The organism is Nostoc sp. WHI (assembly GCF_015714725.1).
Taxonomy (GTDB): Bacteria; Cyanobacteriota; Cyanobacteriia; order Cyanobacteriales; family Nostocaceae; genus Nostoc.
Genome location: NZ_WBKM01000345.1, coordinates 1 through 20,153 on the forward strand (window position 1 = coordinate 1; position 20,153 = coordinate 20,153).

Here is a 20,153-nt window from a genome sequence, read left to right on the forward strand (position 1 = left end):
TTAATGGAGTTCAAAGCCTCATTAATGGAGCTAAAAGCTTTGTTAATGGAGCTTAAAGATTCATTGACGAGTATTAAAGACTCATCCCCTATTCTCAATGCCCAATGCCCAATGCCCAATGCCCAATGCCCAATGCCCAATACCCAATGCCCAATGCCCAAATTTAACCTATGCCCCGTAAAAAGGATACTCTCTGCACAGAATTTGCCTTCACTCTTCCTAGAGGATTGAGTGATGGTGAACACCGAGTACATCGTCATGGGGTGATGCGTTTAGCCACTGCCAAAGATGAAATTTTGGTGCAACAAGAGCGCAGAGTTCAGGAAAATCCGGCTTACGGCGTCTTAGTAATGCTTGCACGCGTTATCACTCGCTTGGGCAGTTTCAATTCTGTTAGCTCTGATTTACTGGAAGGACTGCTCTTACATGACATTGCCTATCTCCGAGAATTTTACAATCGGATTAACCAGCAAGGCAATGTGCACATTCCGACACAATGCCCCCACTGCAATACTCAATTTTCAGTGGAGCTAGAACTGGCGGGGGAGTCGTAAGCTACCCCTCTGATACTTTATATGAGGAGGTAGCTTTTATTGCTTATCATTTCCACTGGTCACAAGATGATATTTTAAATTTAGAACATACTACCCGTCAGCGCTGGGTAGCCGAAATCAATAAAATTAACCAAAAATTAATATGAAAGTAAAAGTTAGCTACTCACCAACTTTAAGTGAAGTCAATGAAGTTGATCTGACCACAGAAACTACAACGAGAGGAGAATGGGTAATAGGTCGTTCTCCTGATTCTGATTTAATTCTAGAAAGCCCTGATATCAGTCGGGTACACGCTAAGTTTTTTGTTAAAGGTGGAAATTACTACTTCTGTGATCTTGGCAGCAGAAATGGCTCAATATTTAATGGTAAACAGGCTGAAAAAAATCGACAATATTCTTTGAGCGATGGAGATATTATTCGGATTGCAGATTACGTTTTGATCTTGGAGGCAGTTGCTCCCGCCTATGAGCAAGCAGAGACAGTCTTCAGAATTATAGACCCTTCGCTGTTTTCCCGATCGCGATCGCCTGAAAATGTCAGCCCTGCCAACGTTGCTAATCCAGCCCCAGAGGTTGTTAGCGAAGTAGAAACACCTGAAATTAATGCTCCTTCCCCAGAAATCAGCGAAATCTCAGCAGTTGCTTCGACTCAAACTGATGATGTCATCCCGGTTGTTGAGGTAATCGTCCCTGAAAATATAATTCAGCCACCAGAAGCAGTCAGCGAAGTTGCAGTAGTTGTTAGTGATGAAGTTGCAGATTTGGATACACCAGTTGCAGCAGAAGTCAGCGCAGATGTTGAGGAAGTAGAAGCTCCAGAAATCATCGAAGCCTCAGAAGTTTCTTTGACTGAGCCTGATGAAGCGATGCCTACGGCGGCAAGCAACGCTACACCTGATAACATAATTGAAACTCCTGAAGAGGAAAGTGTTCTTCCAGAAGCCACTCACGATGAGGTTGGAGACATTGAAGCAGCAGAAGCTACCTTCGTACAGCGACGTGATATACAGAGTGACGTTCCAGAAGTTACCTACGATGAGGATGCAGAGTTTGAGGCAGCGCTAATCGCAGAAGTCACTTTCGTACAGCCGCGTGATATATTCAACGAAGTTCCTGCACAGGAGAGGGCTATTCCAGAAGTTATTTATGATGAAGATGCAGAGTTTGAGGCAGCACTAATAGCAGAAGTCACCTTCGTACAGCCGCGCGATATATTCAACGAAGTTCCTGCACAGGAGAGCGCTGTTCCAGAAGCTATCCATGATGAATTGGTAGATTTGGATACGCCAATTGCAGAAGAAGTCAGTGCAGATGTTGATGAGGTTGTCAGTGGTGTTGCCCCAGAAGTTAGCGAAGTTGCTGAAGACGCAGACATTCAACATGAGGATATATTAAGCCAAGTTCCACCGGATATTAGTAATGAATTGGTAGATTTGGATACATTATTTACAGCAGAAGACAGCGCAGATGTTGACGAAGTAGAACCTGTGGAGGTTGTCAGTTATGCTGCTACTTCTGAAGAATTGAATGCACCTAATGATGCCGTTCTGCAAGTTTTTAGCAGTCAATACATTGATTTGAGTAATACAACTACAGAAGAAGTTAGTGTAGATGTTGATGTTGTTTCTGCACAAGTAAGTGAAGTCTCTGACTCAGCTAATATTCAATCTTTGGAAACAACAGAAAGTGGAGCTACTGAAAGCATCAGTCAAACTATCGAAGAAGTTTCCCAAGCAGAAGCAACTCAATCTGATGAAATTCCAGAAGAAATAAATGTAAGTGAGCCTCCGCAAATTATCATTGAAAGAAACATAGTACTGATTGCTCACGAAAGCAAGAAATCAGAACTTGCTGAATTTGTTTCTCAGCATCAGGAGTTTTTCTCACAGAGCTTTACAATTACCTGGCCATCTGTTAGCGAGGTTTTACATCAACAGGCAGGGATAACTATTAGTCAACAAACCCCCGCACCAACTTCTGGAGGATATCAAACAATTGCTTCATTGGTTGGAGCAGGAGAAATTTTAGCAGTTATTTTCCTGAGAGATTTGCTGCAACCTCAGCCGGGGCAAGCAAATGAAGAAGCATTGATAAGGTTATGTACTATTAATCAAGTTTTGTTGGCAACTAATTTGCCAACAGCAGAAGCGATCGTGCATTATCTTAAACAGATATAGTAATCCTAAATGAGTTTTGAACAAAAAGATCCCCCTTAGTCCCCCTTAAAAAGGGGGAAATAGAGCGAATTCTTAGTCCCCCCTTAAAAAGGGGGGTTGGGGGGATCATGATATGATTACTATATTTTATGAAAAGTTGCAAATTGCATAGAATAATTGCAATAATAAAAATTAATCTAAAAATATACGTATATTTTAAAGTAAAACTGAATTAAAAAAATGGTTGTAAATTTTAAAAGTTTATTTAAACAGCCAGTTATTCTTTCAAGTGCGATCGCTACAATTTTATTAGTAGGCATTCAAAAGCTGGGGGTTTTCGAGCCTCTAGAAATGAAGGTTTACGACCAGATGATGCAATTACGTGGCGACCCCAACCCAGACACTCGTCTATTGATTGTTGCTTTAACTGAAGAAGATATCCAAAAATGGAATTGGCCTTTATCTGGTGAACTTCTAGAGCGGCTATTGGGCAAACTTGAAGAATATGAACCGCGAGCCATTGGTTTAGATATTTTTCGTGACTTACCAGTACAGCCTGGCCATGACAAGCTATTGCAACGCATACAACAGAGCGATATCATCATTCCTATTTGCAAACATTCTGGTTCTAACAATCCGGGAATAGCACCCCCGGAAGGCGTTGAAGCAGAGCGAGTCGGATTTAATGATGTCGTAGAAGATACTGATGCTACAATTCGTCGCAACCTATTATTAGTAAGTGCAGAGGAGTCTGATTCTTGTCAAAGTACCTATTCTTTTAGCTTACAACTAGCACTCAAATACTTAGAAGTTGGAGGTATCCAACCAGAATTTACCCCAAAAAAGGAACTAAAACTACGTAATACTGTATTTAAACCCCTGCAAACTAACGCTGGCGGTTATGAGAAAGCAGATACAAATGGCTACCAAATTCTGCTTAACTACCGTTCTGGTCATCAGGTAGCCCAGCAAAAAACTATTACAGAAGTACTTTCAGGCGAAGTTAAACCAGATTTGGTCAAAGACCGCATCGTTTTGATTGGTTCAACAGCCAATAGTTTAAATGATATTTTTAATACACCATTTGCTAGTGGTAAGTCAGATAATTCTGGCAAGATGGCAGGAATTGAAATTCATGCCCACAGCGTTAGTCAAATTCTCAGTGCTGTTCTGAACAAACAACCTCTATTTTGGTTTTTGCCTGAGTGGGGGAAAGTCTTTTGGATATGGGGATGGACTGTAGTTGGTGGGTTGCTGGTATGGCGTATTCAGCATCCGCTAGGCTTAGGATTAGCAGGAGCAGCAGCCCTTACAGGGTTATTTGGAGCCAATTTTGTCATTTTTACCCAAGCTGGATGGTTTCCAGTAATACCTCCAGCGTTGGGGTTAGTATTTACCGCCGGGAGTGTCCTTGCTTATAGTGCTTATCAAACCAAGCAAGAGCAACAAGAAATTACCCAACGGGTTCAAGAACACCAACAATTAATTGGGGAATTGCAAGGTCTTTTACGGCAGCGCGGCAACGCTTCCAATGAAGCGTCAACGCTAATTATGGATTCCATCGGGCAAGAAATTGCACTGGGTACTCTACTAAACAACCGATACAAAATTACTGATCGCTTGGGTTCTGGAGGATTTAGCAATACTTATTTGGCTGACGATATCCAGCGTCCTGGTAATCCGCAGTGTGTGGTTAAACAGTTGCGACCCCCCCGCCAAGATCCAGAATATTTAAACGTTGTTAGACGCCTATTCGACGCTGAAGCAGAAATTTTAGAAACTTTGGGTAAGCACCCGCAAATTCCTCAACTGCTAGCTTTTTTTGAAGAAAATCGGCAATTTTCTCTAGTGCAAGAATTTGTTCGAGGGCACGCTATGGATAAAGAGTTAACCCTTGAGAAGCGACTAAAACAAGCTGAAGTTGTGGAGATGCTCAAAGAAGTTTTACATGTGCTTGTTTTTGTTCACAGCTATGGTGTAATCCATCGAGATATCAAACCTAGTAACTTGATTAGGCGAGAATCAGATCAGCACATTGTTTTAATTGACTTTGGTGCTGTTAAGCAGATTCATCCTCAGCAACAAGAAGCTCAGACCATTTCAATTGGCACTCCTGGTTATGCACCTTCTGAGCAAATGAGCGGGTTGCCAAAATTAAACAGCGATATTTATGCGTTGGGAATTATGGGAATACAAGGTTTAATTGGAGTAGATCCCAGAGAATTTCGTAGAGACACAAATATTGGTGAAATTATTATTCAAAGTAAAGCTGATGCCAATCAACAGATTTGGCAACATTGGCGCGAACTAACTGATGCTACAGACGAGTTAGTTATTATTTTAAATAGAATGGTACATTTCGACTTCACTCAACGATATCAGTCAGCAGCAGAGGTGCTGAAAACTCTCGAAAGTCTCTAGTCGTTTTTCAAGCTAGTTTTGATAGGTTATGGTAAGCACGTTTTAAAACACCCTCTTACATACCTATTGCAGAAAGTAGTTACAAAAAAGCCCGGTTACTCGCATAACCGGGCTTTTAACTTCTCAATTAATCATTGGAGGTCAATTAATTTGATCCCAAAGTATTAAGTAGCAGCTTACTCCAAATTAATCTTGACAACTTTGTTCTTTGCTTGCTCAGTTTTAGGCAGTGTCAGATTCAAGATACCGTCTTTATAATCTGCTGTAACGTTAGTATTTTGAATCCGAGTTGATAGAGGAATTACACGTTGAAATTTACCGTAATGAAACTCACTTCTGGTAACACCTTGTTCCTCAGATTTAGTTTCCGACTTCCGCTCGCCACTAACGTAAACAGAGTTTTCTGTGATTTGCACATCCAGGTCTTTAGCTTATATTCCTGGGAGTTCTAGCTTCAGATAAATCACATTTTCGGTTTCTTGTATTTCAGCAGCAGGAACTTTGCTCACGCTCCTTTCCGACAGCGCAGATGGTAGCCTGCTGTCTTCAAATAAACTATTGATTTGATGTTGTAGAGTGTCAATTTCTCTCCAAGGATTCCAACGAACTACTGTCATAACCCTTCCTCTCATCAGTTAGTTTTTGTTTAATTGGTTTCGCACTTCAATTAGTGCTTACATATTCATATTACGTAAAGTTAAAGCTGCTGTAAGTTCGGTTATTATCACCTAGCTATTGATGATTACCGTCCCAAATTAGACATAAAAGAATTACGGTTTACTCTAATTTGTATGTTCGGTAAACCCGAATAGACAAATTAGATTCAATCATATAAGCATTGTAAATGCGTCGCCCCCTTTCCCTAACACACCTTTTCATATTTAGGACTTACGCAAACAATAGTCGAAACCCTTATTTTATGGTAGGGGCAATTCATGAATTGCCCCTACCGTGTGTAGCTTTGCGTAAGTCCTAATATTTCTCTGAGAGGAAAGTGGGTAAGGAAGCGCGATCGCTCCAGTAGCTTCGTGCAGTGCATTTGAAACCTAGTGTTTGCTTCTGGGATCTTCCTACTACCATCAAGTGCGATCCACTCTTTGAGCGGAGTATAGCCCATCCCATTCCTATAAAAAAGGGTCGGGTAATAAATTATTTACTGTTCTATCAAATTAACGTTGTTAAGTTACTCAGCAGGTGTAGTTTTCACCTTAAGGCTGTGTTAGATATTGTGACGCCAAACAGGAGTATAAATAAGTTGCGAAAGCTTTCTCCAGAATCTCCTCTATTTATTTTGTTAATTATTATTAGTTTTCTAGTAGTAACTTTGTCAACTTGGTTATCATCTAAACCTTTTATTTTAAAACCATTTGGGCTGAATGATATTATACAGCTACTCACATTACCATTGTTTATTTCTTTATTATTAGAGCGTTCTTTAGAAGTTTTTATAACTACTTGGCGAGATCCATTTGTTGAGCAATTAGATATTAGTATCCAGCAACAAAAGGCTCTAATCTCTGAGAAGATAAGACTTATGGAAGTGCAACAGAAACAAAACCAAGTAGCTTCTTTAGAATCCAATCAAGTCAGTGGACTACCACCGGAAGGAATGAGTTTAGAACAGCAAATAATCCAAAATTTTACCCAAAATCAAACAGAATCCTTAAAAACGTTCAAGCCAGAAATAGATGATTTAAATGAAAAGGAGCGCCAAAGAACAGCTTACAAATCTGATACCCGAACAATTGCTTTATGGACATCCCTTTTATTCGGTCTTTTAATAAGTGCAATAGGTATTCGCTCAATTGAGCCACTTATAGTTATTGATTTCAATAATCCAATACAAGTAGTTATTTTCCGTTGTTTAGATGCATTACTGACAGGAGGTTTAATAGCAGGAGGGAGCGAGGGAATTCATAAGCTCATACAGGTTTTTATCGATTTTATGGAAGTTACATCCAAACAAATCAAAAATCAGGGATTGTCTTGATCAAATCAAGCCGTTTATCTTCCAGAAAGCTGGATAATAATGTTTTCATCTGGGTTTTAGCTTTAGCTTGGTGAAAAGATGCATTAGATATTTTTTATTTGGAAGTCCCTAATATTGAGTAGAGGCGTATGTTTCGCCTCACCCTTAGCTGCTGCGTATGCCTACTCCCGAAGGCGTAAATAAAGGCACACCTTCGTCCCTAATCCTTCCTTTTTTGTTCAGGTCTTTGTGTACTTATCAATTACCTTGGCTAAGTCTGGCACTGCTTCCTCTACGTGTTTTTTGGCGGAACCGCGAAGTTTTTCATAAGTACTTCGCACGACTTGGCGTTTCACGTTTTTTGCCCTCGCATCAGTAACGCTCAACAATGCGTCTGCTGTGTCTGAGGAATTCGCAATGAGATGCCCAACTGGGTCGCCCTTTTGCACGCCTTCACTCCAAATTGGATCAAGGGCTTTCAAGCACTGCGGCAGAATCTGCTCGACAACATAAGGGATGTATCCTGGCTTAACACCCTTCAAGGCGGCGAAGGTAGTTTTCAGAGCCATACCGCTTATACCTGACTTGGACGCAAGCTGTCTATCTATCATGTTGCAGCAGTCATCTATGACCATAGCTTTTTTGGTCGGGTTCAAAAGTCCGTCGCTCAGTCCCATTTAACTCTTCCTTAATATTTAAGTGCTTAATTTCCATTCAACTAATTTTTTAGCAAGCAGGAAATTACAGAAAATGGTATCAGAATTAGACGATGTTCATAGACTTGATTCCATGTATCGGAAATTTAGGGGCTTGTATCCTTTTCTTTGTTGGTCAAATCCTCGCCTTGTTTCTTGATAGAAGGTTATTGAGAGCAGTATAACTACCATATTTGGAAGTACCTTCTTCCAATTACCTGTATGATAGAACCATTCGTTGAGGTGTAAAGAAATGACTACTTACAAAATTGCCTTTGAAGGCGAGGTGTTAAAAATCGGATTTGCTGAACCATCACAAAACGACCAAATTGTCAAAGATGCGGCGGCACGTCTTGAGGAGATGAGCAAAACAGGAGAGCTAGGAGGAGGAGTATTACTGAAGATTAATGGCCCGGTGTCTGTGCCTGTAGCCTTTGTCTTAGCACATAAGGTAGGGCATCTTTACGGTGCGATCGCATTTTTTGACCCTAAGTTAGGCAAGTATGTTGTCTGCATTACCCATAATCCAGCATACAGCTTGGGTGACTTAGTTGATTAAAGCTTTATATGCAACAATTACCAATCAAAGTTGTTCTTTGTGGCTCTCCCCATTCGGGAAAGTCTTGTTTAAGGGACGGTTTGAAGCAAGCGATGATGTCAATGCATCGAGATGGGAAAGCACCCTATCCTCATTTCATCACAGCTTGTCCTGATGGGGAAGGTGCATGGTTTGCCGAAACAGTACGTAACAATTCTGCTCTAGCACAACAGTTAAAGGATGAGTATAAATCTAAATTTACTTTAGAGTTTGCTCAACAAAAAGCAATACAAGTGCAAAATGCGTGTTTACCTCTGAATATGATTGATTTAGGTGGCAAAATTGATGAGAAGAATAAATTAATTGCATCTTATGCTACTCATGCGTTAATTTTATTTAGAGATATTACGCAAATTAGTCCTTGGCAGGAGTTTTGTTTGGAACTGAATTTGCAAATCATTGCCTGTATCTACAGCGATTATCACGGTGTTGCAGATCAAATTGACTCGGAGTTATCCATACTCACAGGTAGCGTTCATCGTTTGCACCGTGGGGAGGATGTTTCAGGGCGTCCGATGGTGCAAGCATTGGCGCGGTTGTTGGTGGGGTTGATTGGTAGGTAGGAGTAATTGCAGGGAAGTCTATAATTAAAGGTTGATTTCAATCCCCTTACGGGGAAGCAATAATTAAACTACAACGTGTGATTAGACTTACACGCTTTTTTATTTAAAAGGTTTTCACTTTATTGTGTGAAATTGGTCATCAATAAATTTTATTTAGATTAAACACACAAAGGATAGATATCGAGTTTTTGTCCCCTTACGGGGAAGGAGTTAATTAGTTACTCTACTTATTTGAGCATTCCTTCAAGAATTGCATACTCCAATCCCCTTTCGGGGAATTACCAGGAAGCTCCTAGTTAAAAGGAATATATTCTTAAAGATTTTACTAAAAAAATAGTATAGCCTCATAAAATCATATTTATCTATAGAAGTCAAGATACTGTATTCGTAGAAAAATATAAATTTATTTATACTTTAACCACTAATCTATGAGGTTATTTCGCATATATTACGATACATATTACAACTTGACACCATTAAATCGTCTTTGTTATATTTAAGCTAGCAAAAATATTATACCTAAGCAAAAATCATGTAAATATAAGCACTTATCTGTACATTACTCTACTTATTTCAGCCTTTTTTGAAGAAATGCAGATGTATTGAACATAGTATCGTGGCTAATGAACTGTTCAGGTTGTCTCAAATTACAGCAACCTTGCGAAGTTATCCTCTGTCTAGCTTTGGGCGTTGAAGGTACTTTAAATTGTTAGCCAAGCATATTGTTTATACGTTTCTTCAAAATCTGTTGTTCGCGTTTCTTCAAAACCGCATTCTTCAAGGAAGTATTATATGCAACCCAATAGCTTTGTTAGCATCAACTCTGGCTTTACAAAAAAGTCCGCATCGAATTGCAAATATGGGATAGAATCGGCAAACTCTACATTTCCCGTTAACTTGGTAATTAATTCTGTAAGCAGTCAACCTACACATACTGTAAAACTGAATCCAGTGCCAACGGTAGGCTCGACATCTCCACAAAACTACTCGATGCCTCCATCTGAATTATCTTCAGTCGTTTTGATAACAACAAATGATCAAGCCTCTGAGACAGACTTTATTCCAAAAAATGAAGAAGCGAACAAGAAATCCTCACGATGCCAAGATTTACCGAGCATCCTTAAATTTCCTAAGCAGGGGATAACAAGTCAATTACCATTATTTTTTAAAAATGCTATCCCGTTAGTATTTTTAATAGTGCTGTTTTTAAGTGGATTCAAGCTTAATTTTAAGTTACTTCAAGTGGACTTAGCAGCTCCTTCAATACTTAATCAGATTAAAGAAGACTTTCATAAATAAGTAGTAAAGTCTACTAACTTTTGATGACACTAGGATAATTTCTTGTCCTAGTGTCATAGATAGCTTTTTGCAGTCAGTTCATTAGGATTATGACAGTTTAGATAACAAAGTGGATCTAGCATCACGTTGAACCACTAAACATTTTTATGGAAGACCATACTTCCAGCACAGAATATAATTCATACAGATCACAAAAACTAACGCGATCGCTAGAACTTTACAAACAATTTAATACAGATGTCCCATGATACAAACCTCAGCGACCTTCAATGCTGCCTTGCAAATTGCCCAACAAGGCGTTACCTTATTGGCAAAGTGGGCTGATCCACAGTTAGCTAATAAATGTCCTCGCTTAATTGACGATAATATTGTTACGAAAGCCAAGCAAATTTTGTTTTGGAACGATCAGCACGAACTGAACACTCTACGTTTGTTATTTGACCATGTAAAATTAGATAAAGGTCAAGATAAACAATATTATTGGCAACCAAAAGCTATTGAAAATAGTAATCCAACTATTCCCTATCCTCAATTAGAAGCGGCAACTGATTTCAGCAACCTGAAAACAGAAATTAAATCAGCTATAGATCATTTGAATGATGATGACTGGCAAAACCTTTCTTTACTCACTTTAATTATAGAAAAATTCGGCTCATTCCTGAGCTTGGGTGAATCTGATGTTGCTCTAGTGGATATAGCCAAAACTACTGCTGCTGTTGCTGCTGCTATTGCTAACAATTCCAATGCAACAGAATTAAATTTAATCGCAGGTGACTTATCGGGTATTCAAAAATTTATTTATACTATTTCATCTGATGGCGCACTGAAATCACTAAGGGCAAGGAGCTTTTACTTAGAGTTAGTTATCGAAGAAGTAGTACAACAATTACTCATAGGATTAAAGCTTCCACGTACTAATATAATTTATGCTGGCGGTGGAAACTTATATATTTTGGCAGATGGAACAGAAAATACTAAAAAGACTGTAGAGCAAGTACGTGAGCAGTTTAATGAATGGCTTTTAAAAGAATTTGAAGGCAAAGTATTTCTTGCACTTGATTGCTTAAAATTTTCTATTGCGGACATTGCAACTGCAATGTCCACTCATTGGTCAGATGCAACGACTCAGCTAGGTGTATATAAATATCGTAAATTTGCTAACCAGATTAGCAAATTTACCGAACCGCGTGATAGTCATGAGCCTTGCGGTGTCTGCCATAGAGATGATGTAGAAACTTTAAAACCGCTTAATCCTAATGAGCCGAATTCGGCTCTAGCCTGTGGAACCTGTTGCAGGATGTTTCGTTTAGGGGGTCGAATGTTTGGAATAAAAGTAATTATACGCTCCCCAAGAGAAGATATAAAAGACAAACTGGATACACTCTCATTTGAAATTTCAGGAACAAAGGTTTATTATCATCTTTTCCAAAAGTGGAAACAAATAGTTCCTGACTCTGACACTGCTTTGTTAGTAAATGATTGGACATTAGAACATTATCAATTCAAGAATTTCCGAAATGCTTTCCCCTTGTTATTAGGCAATTATGGTCAGCAGAGTCAAGAAGAATCAGACGAGGTAGAAGGAACAATAGGCTTTATGCGTGCTGGTGAAATGGCACAACAGGCTAAAGGGATTAAGCGAGTAGGCTATTTACGAATGGATGTAGACCGACTAGGACAAATATTTGCCGAAGGTTTAGGACGAAAGCAAACTTTACCCAGACTAGCTGGACTTTCTCGCCAAATGAGTTATTTTTTTAAGGTATATCTCAACAGTTTGGCAAAAAAACGCCAGGAGAATTTTCTAGATAATTGTAAAAATAATAATATTGGAGTTTTAAATAATGCAGAATGTTTAACAGCAGGTGAGCGTAAAAATTTACTGTTTATCTATTCAGGAGGCGATGATTTATTTGTCAGTGGCGCATGGAATGAAATTGTAGAATTTGCTTTTGATGTTTACCAATGCTTCCGCGCTTATACAGGATATAATCCAGATATTAGCCTATCAGCAGGAATTAGTATTGATAATGCTAAATCACCTCTTTACCACGCAGCATCTGTATCAGGTGAAGCTGAAAAGGCAGCAAAAGCAAATGGCAGAGATAGCTTAGGGTTATTTGGTCAGGTATTCAAATGGGATGAATGGTTAGGGATAAAAGATACTAACATAATTGATTTTGAAATCAAACAATATCTGCATCCAGAAACCAAGCCAAATTTGTTGGGAATTTTACCATTTGTCAAAAGATTAGAACAGCAAAACATTGGGGTTAATTATTCCCGTAATTTTGTGCGTAACCTGCTCATAACTGCACAAATACAAGAGGAAGCATTGAAAAAGTTTGAAGAAGATAAACAATCAAAGGAGGCTTTAGGTACTCGCTACTATTTGCATCTACCAAAAATTGCTTACACACTAGCAAGATTACCAAAATATGTACTAGACGATAGTGATTTTCGGACTTCCTTAAAAAGTCCGTATAATGCGCCTTATTTTCGGGCGATCGCAACTTGGATTGAACTCTTAAACCGCTAATTAAATGTAGTCATTACATCATTTTTGTCGTCTAAAATTGTGGATATTATATTTAACAGTAACAAATTTGAAGAAGAGTGTAATAACCAGAGATTATTGCAGAAACGGTACGGTTTAGATAGAGCCAAACGTTTGAGACGACGCCTTGATGATCTCCGTGCTGCTAATGTTCTAGAAGATATGAGAAATCTTCCAGGTAGATGTCACGAATTATTATATGACCGCGTTGGTCAACTTTCGTTAGATTTAGATCATCCCTATCGGCTTATATTTGAGCCGACTGAACCAGTTCCCACAAAACCGGATGGTGGTCTGGACTGGACAAAGGTCACTGCTGTTAGGATCATCGGAGTGGAAGATACCCATGAATAAAGTAGTTTTCAATCAATATATACCGGACTATGTTTCACCCCCAGGTGAGACACTCCTTGAAACCGTTGAAGAACTTGGAATTTCCCAAGATGATTTAGCAGAACAAATTAATTTATCAAAGAATGAAGTTGATGATATTATTGCTGGAAAATTGCCAATTACTAACGAATTGGCATCGCAACTAGAGCAATTATTAAGTATACCAGCCAGTTTTTGGATTAATCGTGAACGAGATTATCGGCATAGTTTAGCTCGGCAACTAGAGCTACAGCGTTTTGACCAAATTGAAAGAAATTCAAAATCTATGACTCAACAACCTATCAAACATAAGTCAACAATTACACCTAGTCATCAAGGGTTATCAAATAAAGTATTAAACACGAGTCAATCGCTGAATATTGTTAAAGAAATTACTGAGACAATTGGTAGGTTAAATGAAGGTTTAAAAAGCTATCCCATTCGAGATTTAGTGAAACACGCTGAAGAATTTGGCCCCTATCTTAAGCAACAAAGATTAGAAACTAACCAAATTCGTAAATTCTTAGATGCTGTAAATCGCTTAAAAGCTGACTTAACTGAAACAGGCGAATTTGCCAAAATTGAAACAGAAATAATTCTGCTTAAACCCAAATTGGCATACGCCGCAGCTAGACAAAGAGCAGCAAAACCATTAGGTGAGGTCATGTCAGCAGCTATTGATAAAGTTCACAGCAAAGAAGATTTTGAGCGTCTAGTTCAATTACTTGAATCAATTATTGCTTATCACAAAGCTGAAGGTGGAAAATAATTATGCCAACATCATACGCACAAAAACCCCTACTTGGTAAATTGTCCCTCACCAGTCAACTTTCTGTTGAAACTGGATTGCACATTGGTGGTGGTGGTGAAAATCTGGATATCGGTGGACTAGATAAACCTGTTATTCGTGACCCTCTAACAAAGTATCCTTACTTGCCTGGTTCATCTATTAAAGGTAAACTACGTTCTACTCTAGAACGGTTATTAAATAAACCTCTCAATCGCAAAGGAGGAAGCGATACTCGGCGCTATGAAAGTGATGATTTGGTAAATGGATTTACCGAAGTTGAAGAAGGAAGATTTATTGCTTATGAAGGTGCTAGTACCTGTCAAATTAGCCGATTGTTTGGTTCTACTGGCGGATCAAAATTTTGGATGCCAATTGAGACTGCCACAGAGGAAGGATTATTAGATAATAATAGTCCTACTCAGACAATCCAAGGTCAGAACTGCGTCAGAGTTAATCGTGGACGTAACGCACCGGCTCGCCTAATTATTCGAGATTCCCATTTACTACCAGATTCAGCAGCAAAGCTCAAGCAAGTTGATACCGGTTTATACATGACTGAGTGGAAGTTTGAAAACGGTATTGATCGGGTGACGGCGGCGGCGAACCCCAGACAGTTAGAGCGTGTACCAGCTGGATCAAAATTCCAGTTTGAATTAGTTTATACCGTAGAAGATGCGGAGCAAGCTGTTGAAGACTTGCAAAATATTGCGATCGCACTGGCCATTTTAGAAGATGATGCTCTCGGCGGACACGGTTCTAGAGGTTACGGCAAAGTCAGATTTCAAAACTTCGAGTTTTCCTATCGCAGCTTGGCACAATATCGTCAGATTACCAACACTCCTGCGGGTTCATTGGGTTTACAACCATTGGAATCTATCGCTAACACACAAGCACTCTTAGATAACTTCGGAAGCTTACGCCAGTACATCGAACAGCGATTACTGCCGGGGAGTGAATCATGAGTATGTGGAAATTAGTTAAACTCAATTTTGGGCGTAGTCCTGCTCACTTTGGGGAATTGGGAATAGGGATTGAAGAAACAAGCGATCGCGTCCGTTCTGATGCTTTGTTTAGCGCCTGGGTAAGCGTCTATGCGCGGTTATTCGGTAAAAACGCAGTTGAGGAATTATTGCAGAGATTTCCTTGTGAAAAGCAACAGGAATTTATACCCCCCTTCCGCATCAGTTCAACATTCATCTATAGAGAAGTTAGGAATGAAACAATTTACTATCTTCCTCGTCTCCTCAAGTTTCCTATCAACTACCCTAATAATGATTTAGCTTTTTTCAAAGATTACAAAAAACTTAACTACTTACCTTTGCAGCTATGGCAAAGATGGTATCAGGGAACAGGATTTAATGAAAAGGCTGATACCGAACAACTAATTACTTACACCAATGACTACAACAAAGCCTTTAGAAAAGATAAAGTTCCGAAAATTGCAGTAGACCGCGTTACTAGAGCTACTAATCTTTATCACACTGGTTTTGTTCAATTCGAGTGGGAGAAAAATCCGGCAGGTTTATACTTTTTGTTGCAATTATCTCCAGAAGGGGAGAAATTAGCAGATGAGCTAAAAGCAGCTTTGTATTTGTTAGGAGAAGAAGGACTTGGGGGAGAACGTTCTAGTGGTGCGGGAAGATTCCAAGTAGAATGGTTAGATATATGTGAACCGTGGGATAAAGTAGTTAAATATAAAGGCACTCACCACACTGTTATTAGTTTGTTTTGGGATTCTCATATAACCCAAAATTTTCTGGAAGGTGCAGCTTATGAAATACAAGAACGTGGTGGTTGGATAGCTAACGCTAACTTGCGGCGTAAAATGGTGCGAATGTTTTCTGAAGGTTCTGTTTTTAAAGAACAACCACAGGGAAAACTTGTAGATGTCACGCCAGTAAAGTTATTAGATGATAAAGGGGAATATAAATTCCATCCTATTTACCGTAGTGGAATTAGCTTGAGCTTATCAATCGACATAAAGGAGAAATAAACAATGACATTTTCTCCCGAATTTGCTCTTAAGAAACCTAGTTTCTATCAATCCAAAAGAATACAGTTGACCAGTCAAATTTTACATATAGGCTCATCTGTATCTAGATTGAATCCTTTTGAATATGTGCAGACAGATAAAAAAGTCTATCTTCCCAATCAAGAAGCCTTAGCAAAAGCTTTAGTTAAACAAGGAGGACGATTTTTAGATGACTATATTCAAGCAATTGAAGAACGTCAAGACATCAGCAGACTTTTAAAACAAGCCTTTGGTTCCGAGTGGTGGAATATAAGTGTAGATGGATGTCAAATTTTTCCTAAAGAAGCCATCAGCCAAAAGTTGACAAGCGAGAATATTACAGATTTACGCCCCATGATTCGTAATGGTATGGGTCAATTATTTATCCCTGGTTCTTCGATTAAAGGAGCAATTAGAACTGCCATAGCATATCATTTACTTAAACATAGCGATCGCTATCAAGTACCTTCATCAAAGCGAGTTAGTGAAATTGAGAAAACGTTGAGACAAAAACTAGGACAAATTAACCAATATCAGCATAAATTTTTAGATGATGATCTGTTCATGGATAGTTTATTTACAGAATTTGATCTCACATATCAAGAGAGAAAATTTAGAGGTAAAGGGCCAAATACAGACTTTTTAAGAGCGCTCAAAATTACTGATTCAGAACCACTTTTAGAAAGCAAAATGAAAACTAAGACAGGTCAAGAGATTCCTGTCAACATACCTGTTGTAGCTGAGGTAATAGTTTCTAGCAGATTCCCTGACTATTTGGCCAAGTATAAAGCATCTATCTATGTCGAAATGGTGCGGAATGTTCAAACAGAATTTACCCTTACTTTAGATACGGAAATGCTTTCATGGTTTAAGCATAAACAGGGGATGAAGTTACCCTTTAGCAACTTAGATGAACTATTGGAAATATGTCAGGAATTTACCCAAGAACAATGGGATTATGAGCATGATTACTGGGAAGAAATTAAGAACAATCCTAGAGCATCAGGCAAAAATTTAGATTTTAATCATATCCGCGAATTTTACAAACCAGAAAAATCTCCCTATAGTCAGAGATTGGGGTGGGGTAGTGGAATGACAGGAACTACTATAAATTTGCTGCTTGGCGATGAATTGCGGGAAGATATCCGCGATACTTGTGGTTTAAAAGCACCTGGTTTTGAAGCACCAAAATCTAGGCGGACTGTAATGAATCCCAATGGTGAAATCAAATTTGTACCGGGATGGGTTAAGTTTAAGAATTCATAACACTAATGCTAATTCATTCTAACTGGACATTGAGCGTGTCTGAACCCACAATTTTACCTCGTTCATATACCTTGGAACTGGTGAAACAACTACATCAAAAGCTAGGATTAGAAATAGGAACTGAGGCGATTCCTTCTGTTTCTCACTCAGGAATAATCGGTTTGTATTCTGTTTCTAGAGAATTTTTAACCTTCCATCCAGAGGAATTTTACAAATTATCTCTGTGTGGATTGCAAGATGTTGCAGCCAAAGCGATTTCTCACTTCAATTTCTCAGAATCTCTAGAATTTCTGGGAGCAAAGTTTAACGTTATCAACCGTGAAGACGAAATTACTAGTTATGAAGAACTGTACACAACTTTGGTGGCAAATGAACCAGAACCAATAAAACGATTTGACTTGCAGTTTATTACTCCCACTACTTTTGCTCAGGGTGGAGCAAATTTACCTTTACCTATACCCTCGTTAATGTTCCGCAGTTGGTTAGAACGTTGGAATCATTTTGCACCTGTCTATTTGGGAAGTGATGAATTAATTGCTTACCTTAGTAAGGCAATTTTACTCAAAAATCACAAAATTCAAACGCGAAGCTGGCAATTACACAAAGGTTATGTGAATGGATTTGTCGGCAATGTTACGTTACAAGTTTTCAATCGTGCTGATCCCTTGCTGGCTAATGTGGCTAATTTATTAGTTCAATATGCGCGTTTTGCAGGTACAGGGATGAAAACACGGTTAGGTATGGGACAAACATTTGTAAATATGGAAATTAAAGTGTAGCAGTTATGAAAGCAATTTCTTTTTTAGGCTTTAATAAAAGAGGATATCAAGAGACTACTTATATCAACCCGAAGCAACCTGGGGAATATACAACAAAATTCGTACAGGAAGCGTTAGTTGAATTTTACAAACCAGACACTCTCTATGTTCTTCTCACAAAAACGGCAGAAACCGGAATTCCAGACAATGAGAATGAATCGTCATGGGAAACTTTAAAGAATAGGTTGGCAGGCAAAGTTAATTTACAACCTATAACAAATGTCCCTGAAGGACACACTAATGCTGACATATGGAAACTATTTGAAAAATTGACAGACTGTTTGCAAGAAAACGATTGCGTATTGTTTGACATCACAAATGGCTTTCGCTCTCTACCTGTTTTAGCATTAATTGCTATCAGTTATTTGCGAGTTGTTCGTCAAGTACAGATTGAAGGTTTAATATATGGCGCATTTGATGCCAAAACTAATGACAATAAAACGCCCATCTTTGACTTGTTACCTATAGTCAGCTTGCTGGAGTGGACAACTGCTACTGACCAATTTATTAAAACAGGAAATGGACAGTTACTAGCAAACTTGCTTTATAGTAGTGACCCCATAGCACAAAACTTGGCAATCAGCATAGAAAGAATCGCCCAAGGGTTGCAGCTATTACGCCCAATGGATGTAATTCAAGAAGCAGCAATATTACCTCAACGTATCGCTGCTGCTGCACCAATAGTTTCTCAAAGTGTACCACCATTTGCTACTTTGCTTGGACGCGTAGAAAAAGATTATGGTAATTTTGGTTTAGCTATTCCAACAGATTATCAAATATGTCCCCAAGCATTGTTATTGCGACAACTGAAAATGGTTGAATGGTATGCAACCAAAGGACAAATTGTTCAAGCTTTATCTATGGCGCGAGAGTGGTTACCTTCCTTATTATGTTATCACTTTCAATTAGATCCATTAGATAAGGTAAGTCGAGATGAGATGGAACTTTTATTAAGTGGAGGTAAAATCAAGGATAAAGACGGTAACACAATTAAGGAGTCGCTATATTTAGAACAATGGTCTAGTGTTCCAAACAAAAAGAAAAAGCAAGTGAATAGACTTTGGGGTGGTGAATTCAATCTAGCTAATCTGCGTAACGATGTGCTACACGCAGGCTTTCGTAAAAATCCTAAAAATGCAGAAGATATTTTGCAGCAGACTGAAGCAATCATTAAAGAACTCCAATCTGTTGCTGAAGTATGGGGTCTACAGGATGAAACTGTATGAAATTCATTCTCTAAACTGTAAGTTAACTAATCTTATGCCTTGTAATCCTGAAAACTCCAAAAGTATCCTTAAACTCTAAACACTTTAAAACAAAACAAATTCTACTTTGAGGTGAGCGATCGCACAGCTTAAATATCGCTAAACTGGAAATTGAACAACCATATAAATTTTCCTCAGGATGGCAATATGGCTTTCAGTAGTTACAAAACTATCGGTGAAGTTCTTAAAGCATTTCAAACTACTTATACTGAATTGAATTTCATGGGTGAAGCTGAGTTCAATATTCCTGATTACTTCCGAGAAGACTTAGAAATAGTAATGCGGGAAGGAGTAGTGAATAACTCAGAGTTTGCCATTTGCGAAAACTTGATTTACCCAGTTTTGAAGGAAGTTTAGAAGAAATACACTAGTAAGTTTACTTTATGGAGTCATCATTCATTAAATTATGACGAAAAATTATCAGGATTTCCTGAATATATTTTGGCTAAACGTTCTCCTTTAGGCAAAGTTGTATTTGACAAACCATACTTCATTTTAGTAGAAGCGAAGCAAGATAATTTTGAAACTGGGTGGGCACAATGTCTGACAGAAATGATTGCGGCTCGTGAACTTAATGGCGAATCGCAGATAATTATCTTTGGTATTGTTTCTAATGGAGATGTATGGCAATTTGGCAAGCTGGAAGCAGATGCTTTCACGAGAAATATTAAGTATTATTTCATTCAAGATTTAGATAAACTATTTTCTGCCGTTAATTATGTCTTTCAACAGAACGAATTACAGTTAAATAATCTGGTAACTGCTTAAATTTCCAGTTTGATTTACTTATCTGGTGAGATAGCTAGAGTCATCCAAACAA

The 20,153-nt window shown here is 38.6% G+C and carries 17 protein-coding genes and 2 pseudogenes; 17 read left to right on the forward strand and 2 right to left on the reverse strand.

The window, feature by feature from the left end; translation table 11 throughout:
• Nucleotides 1-170 precede the first annotated feature (170 nt).
• The 4 genes from F8S12_RS35085 (at nucleotide 171) to F8S12_RS35095 (ending at nucleotide 5,130) form a co-directional block, all read left to right on the forward strand.
• On the forward strand, nucleotides 171-554 hold the full coding sequence (locus F8S12_RS35085; RefSeq protein ID WP_196520880.1) for a phage tail assembly protein: 384 nt from the start codon (nucleotides 171-173) through the stop codon (nucleotides 552-554).
• Entirely contained in the window at nucleotides 497-700 is a 204-nt protein-coding gene (locus F8S12_RS42140; protein WP_331001483.1) for a DUF6760 family protein, read from the forward strand. Before F8S12_RS35085 ends, F8S12_RS42140 begins: the two co-directional genes overlap by 58 nt.
• Nucleotides 697-2,730 carry an FHA domain-containing protein gene (locus F8S12_RS35090; protein ID WP_196520882.1) on the forward strand — a complete coding sequence of 678 codons (2,034 nt, stop codon included), beginning with the start codon at nucleotides 697-699 and terminating at the stop codon, nucleotides 2,728-2,730. Before F8S12_RS42140 ends, F8S12_RS35090 begins: the two co-directional genes overlap by 4 nt.
• Before the next feature lie 219 nt (nucleotides 2,731-2,949).
• Entirely contained in the window at nucleotides 2,950-5,130 is a 2,181-nt protein-coding gene (locus F8S12_RS35095) for a CHASE2 domain-containing serine/threonine-protein kinase (RefSeq protein WP_196520884.1), read from the forward strand.
• Between the two features lie 176 nt (nucleotides 5,131-5,306).
• Here F8S12_RS35095 and F8S12_RS35100 read toward each other — a convergent pair.
• A pseudogene (locus F8S12_RS35100) lies at nucleotides 5,307-5,747 on the reverse strand (Hsp20/alpha crystallin family protein).
• 638 nt (nucleotides 5,748-6,385) lie between these two features.
• Between F8S12_RS35100 and F8S12_RS35105 the strand changes: the two are divergent.
• Entirely contained in the window at nucleotides 6,386-7,120 is a 735-nt protein-coding gene (locus F8S12_RS35105) for a hypothetical protein (protein ID WP_196520886.1), read from the forward strand.
• A gap of 218 nt (nucleotides 7,121-7,338) precedes the next feature.
• Here F8S12_RS35105 and F8S12_RS35110 read toward each other — a convergent pair whose 3' ends face one another.
• Nucleotides 7,339-7,776, reverse strand: a complete 438-nt coding sequence (locus F8S12_RS35110; protein WP_196520888.1) for a DUF6918 family protein — start codon at nucleotides 7,774-7,776, stop codon at nucleotides 7,339-7,341.
• Between the two features lie 271 nt (nucleotides 7,777-8,047).
• Between F8S12_RS35110 and F8S12_RS42145 the strand changes: the two genes are divergently transcribed.
• The 12 genes and pseudogenes from F8S12_RS42145 (at nucleotide 8,048) to F8S12_RS35170 (ending at nucleotide 20,101) form a co-directional block, all read left to right on the forward strand.
• A complete protein-coding gene (locus F8S12_RS42145) occupies nucleotides 8,048-8,353 on the forward strand; it encodes a CRISPR-associated protein Csx3 (protein ID WP_196520890.1) in 306 nt (101 codons plus the stop codon).
• Between the two features lie 8 nt (nucleotides 8,354-8,361).
• Nucleotides 8,362-8,955, forward strand: coding sequence for a hypothetical protein (locus tag F8S12_RS35120; protein ID WP_196520892.1), 594 nt, complete (start codon nucleotides 8,362-8,364; stop codon nucleotides 8,953-8,955).
• Nucleotides 8,956-9,747: 792 nt separating this feature from the next.
• A complete protein-coding gene (locus tag F8S12_RS35125; protein WP_196520894.1) occupies nucleotides 9,748-10,254 on the forward strand; it encodes a hypothetical protein in 507 nt (168 codons plus the stop codon).
• Between the two features lie 244 nt (nucleotides 10,255-10,498).
• Nucleotides 10,499-12,793, forward strand: a complete 2,295-nt coding sequence (gene cas10 / locus F8S12_RS35130; RefSeq protein ID WP_196520896.1) for a type III-A CRISPR-associated protein Cas10/Csm1 — start codon at nucleotides 10,499-10,501, stop codon at nucleotides 12,791-12,793.
• 39 nt (nucleotides 12,794-12,832) lie between these two features.
• Nucleotides 12,833-13,165 (forward strand): killer suppression protein, encoded by a 333-nt coding sequence (locus F8S12_RS35135; protein WP_196520898.1) that lies wholly within the window; start codon nucleotides 12,833-12,835, stop codon nucleotides 13,163-13,165.
• Complete coding sequence (gene csm2 / locus F8S12_RS35140) at nucleotides 13,158-13,952, forward strand: type III-A CRISPR-associated protein Csm2 (protein WP_196520900.1); 795 nt, start codon at nucleotides 13,158-13,160, stop codon at nucleotides 13,950-13,952. Before F8S12_RS35135 ends, csm2 begins: the two co-directional genes overlap by 8 nt.
• A gap of 2 nt (nucleotides 13,953-13,954) precedes the next feature.
• On the forward strand, nucleotides 13,955-14,935 hold the full coding sequence (gene csm3 / locus F8S12_RS35145; protein WP_196520902.1) for a type III-A CRISPR-associated RAMP protein Csm3: 981 nt from the start codon (nucleotides 13,955-13,957) through the stop codon (nucleotides 14,933-14,935).
• A complete protein-coding gene (gene csm4 / locus F8S12_RS35150; RefSeq protein WP_196520904.1) occupies nucleotides 14,932-15,966 on the forward strand; it encodes a type III-A CRISPR-associated RAMP protein Csm4 in 1,035 nt (344 codons plus the stop codon). Before csm3 ends, csm4 begins: the two co-directional genes overlap by 4 nt.
• Nucleotides 15,967-15,969: 3 nt before the next feature.
• Entirely contained in the window at nucleotides 15,970-17,250 is a 1,281-nt protein-coding gene (gene csm5 / locus F8S12_RS35155) for a type III-A CRISPR-associated RAMP protein Csm5 (RefSeq protein WP_196520906.1), read from the forward strand.
• 5 nt (nucleotides 17,251-17,255) lie between these two features.
• A complete protein-coding gene (gene cas6, locus F8S12_RS35160; protein WP_196520908.1) occupies nucleotides 17,256-18,029 on the forward strand; it encodes a CRISPR system precrRNA processing endoribonuclease RAMP protein Cas6 in 774 nt (257 codons plus the stop codon).
• Nucleotides 18,030-18,034: 5 nt separating this feature from the next.
• Entirely contained in the window at nucleotides 18,035-19,294 is a 1,260-nt protein-coding gene (gene csx2 / locus F8S12_RS35165; RefSeq protein WP_196520910.1) for a TIGR02221 family CRISPR-associated protein, read from the forward strand.
• A 186-nt stretch (nucleotides 19,295-19,480) separates the two neighbouring features.
• Nucleotides 19,481-20,101, forward strand: a pseudogene (locus F8S12_RS35170) (hypothetical protein).
• The last annotated feature ends 52 nt before the right edge of the window (nucleotides 20,102-20,153 follow it).

Bases quoted from the DNA above. Each gene is read 5' to 3' on its own strand.
- F8S12_RS35085 (WP_196520880.1), top strand. From the start codon at position 171: ATGCCCCGTAAAAAGGATACTCTCTGCACAGAATTTGCCTTCACTCTT.
- F8S12_RS42140 (WP_331001483.1), top strand. From the start codon at position 497: ATGCCCCCACTGCAATACTCAATTTTCAGTGGAGCTAGAACTGGCGGG.
- F8S12_RS35090 (WP_196520882.1), top strand. From the start codon at position 697: ATGAAAGTAAAAGTTAGCTACTCACCAACTTTAAGTGAAGTCAATGAA.
- F8S12_RS35095 (WP_196520884.1), top strand. From the start codon at position 2,950: ATGGTTGTAAATTTTAAAAGTTTATTTAAACAGCCAGTTATTCTTTCA.
- F8S12_RS35110 (WP_196520888.1), bottom strand. From the start codon at position 7,776: ATGGGACTGAGCGACGGACTTTTGAACCCGACCAAAAAAGCTATGGTC.
- F8S12_RS42145 (WP_196520890.1), top strand. From the start codon at position 8,048: ATGACTACTTACAAAATTGCCTTTGAAGGCGAGGTGTTAAAAATCGGA.
- F8S12_RS35120 (WP_196520892.1), top strand. From the start codon at position 8,362: ATGCAACAATTACCAATCAAAGTTGTTCTTTGTGGCTCTCCCCATTCG.
- F8S12_RS35125 (WP_196520894.1), top strand. From the start codon at position 9,748: ATGCAACCCAATAGCTTTGTTAGCATCAACTCTGGCTTTACAAAAAAG.
- cas10 (WP_196520896.1), top strand. From the start codon at position 10,499: ATGATACAAACCTCAGCGACCTTCAATGCTGCCTTGCAAATTGCCCAA.
- csm2 (WP_196520900.1), top strand. From the start codon at position 13,158: ATGAATAAAGTAGTTTTCAATCAATATATACCGGACTATGTTTCACCC.
- csm3 (WP_196520902.1), top strand. From the start codon at position 13,955: ATGCCAACATCATACGCACAAAAACCCCTACTTGGTAAATTGTCCCTC.
- csm4 (WP_196520904.1), top strand. From the start codon at position 14,932: ATGAGTATGTGGAAATTAGTTAAACTCAATTTTGGGCGTAGTCCTGCT.
- csm5 (WP_196520906.1), top strand. From the start codon at position 15,970: ATGACATTTTCTCCCGAATTTGCTCTTAAGAAACCTAGTTTCTATCAA.
- cas6 (WP_196520908.1), top strand. From the start codon at position 17,256: ATGCTAATTCATTCTAACTGGACATTGAGCGTGTCTGAACCCACAATT.
- csx2 (WP_196520910.1), top strand. From the start codon at position 18,035: ATGAAAGCAATTTCTTTTTTAGGCTTTAATAAAAGAGGATATCAAGAG.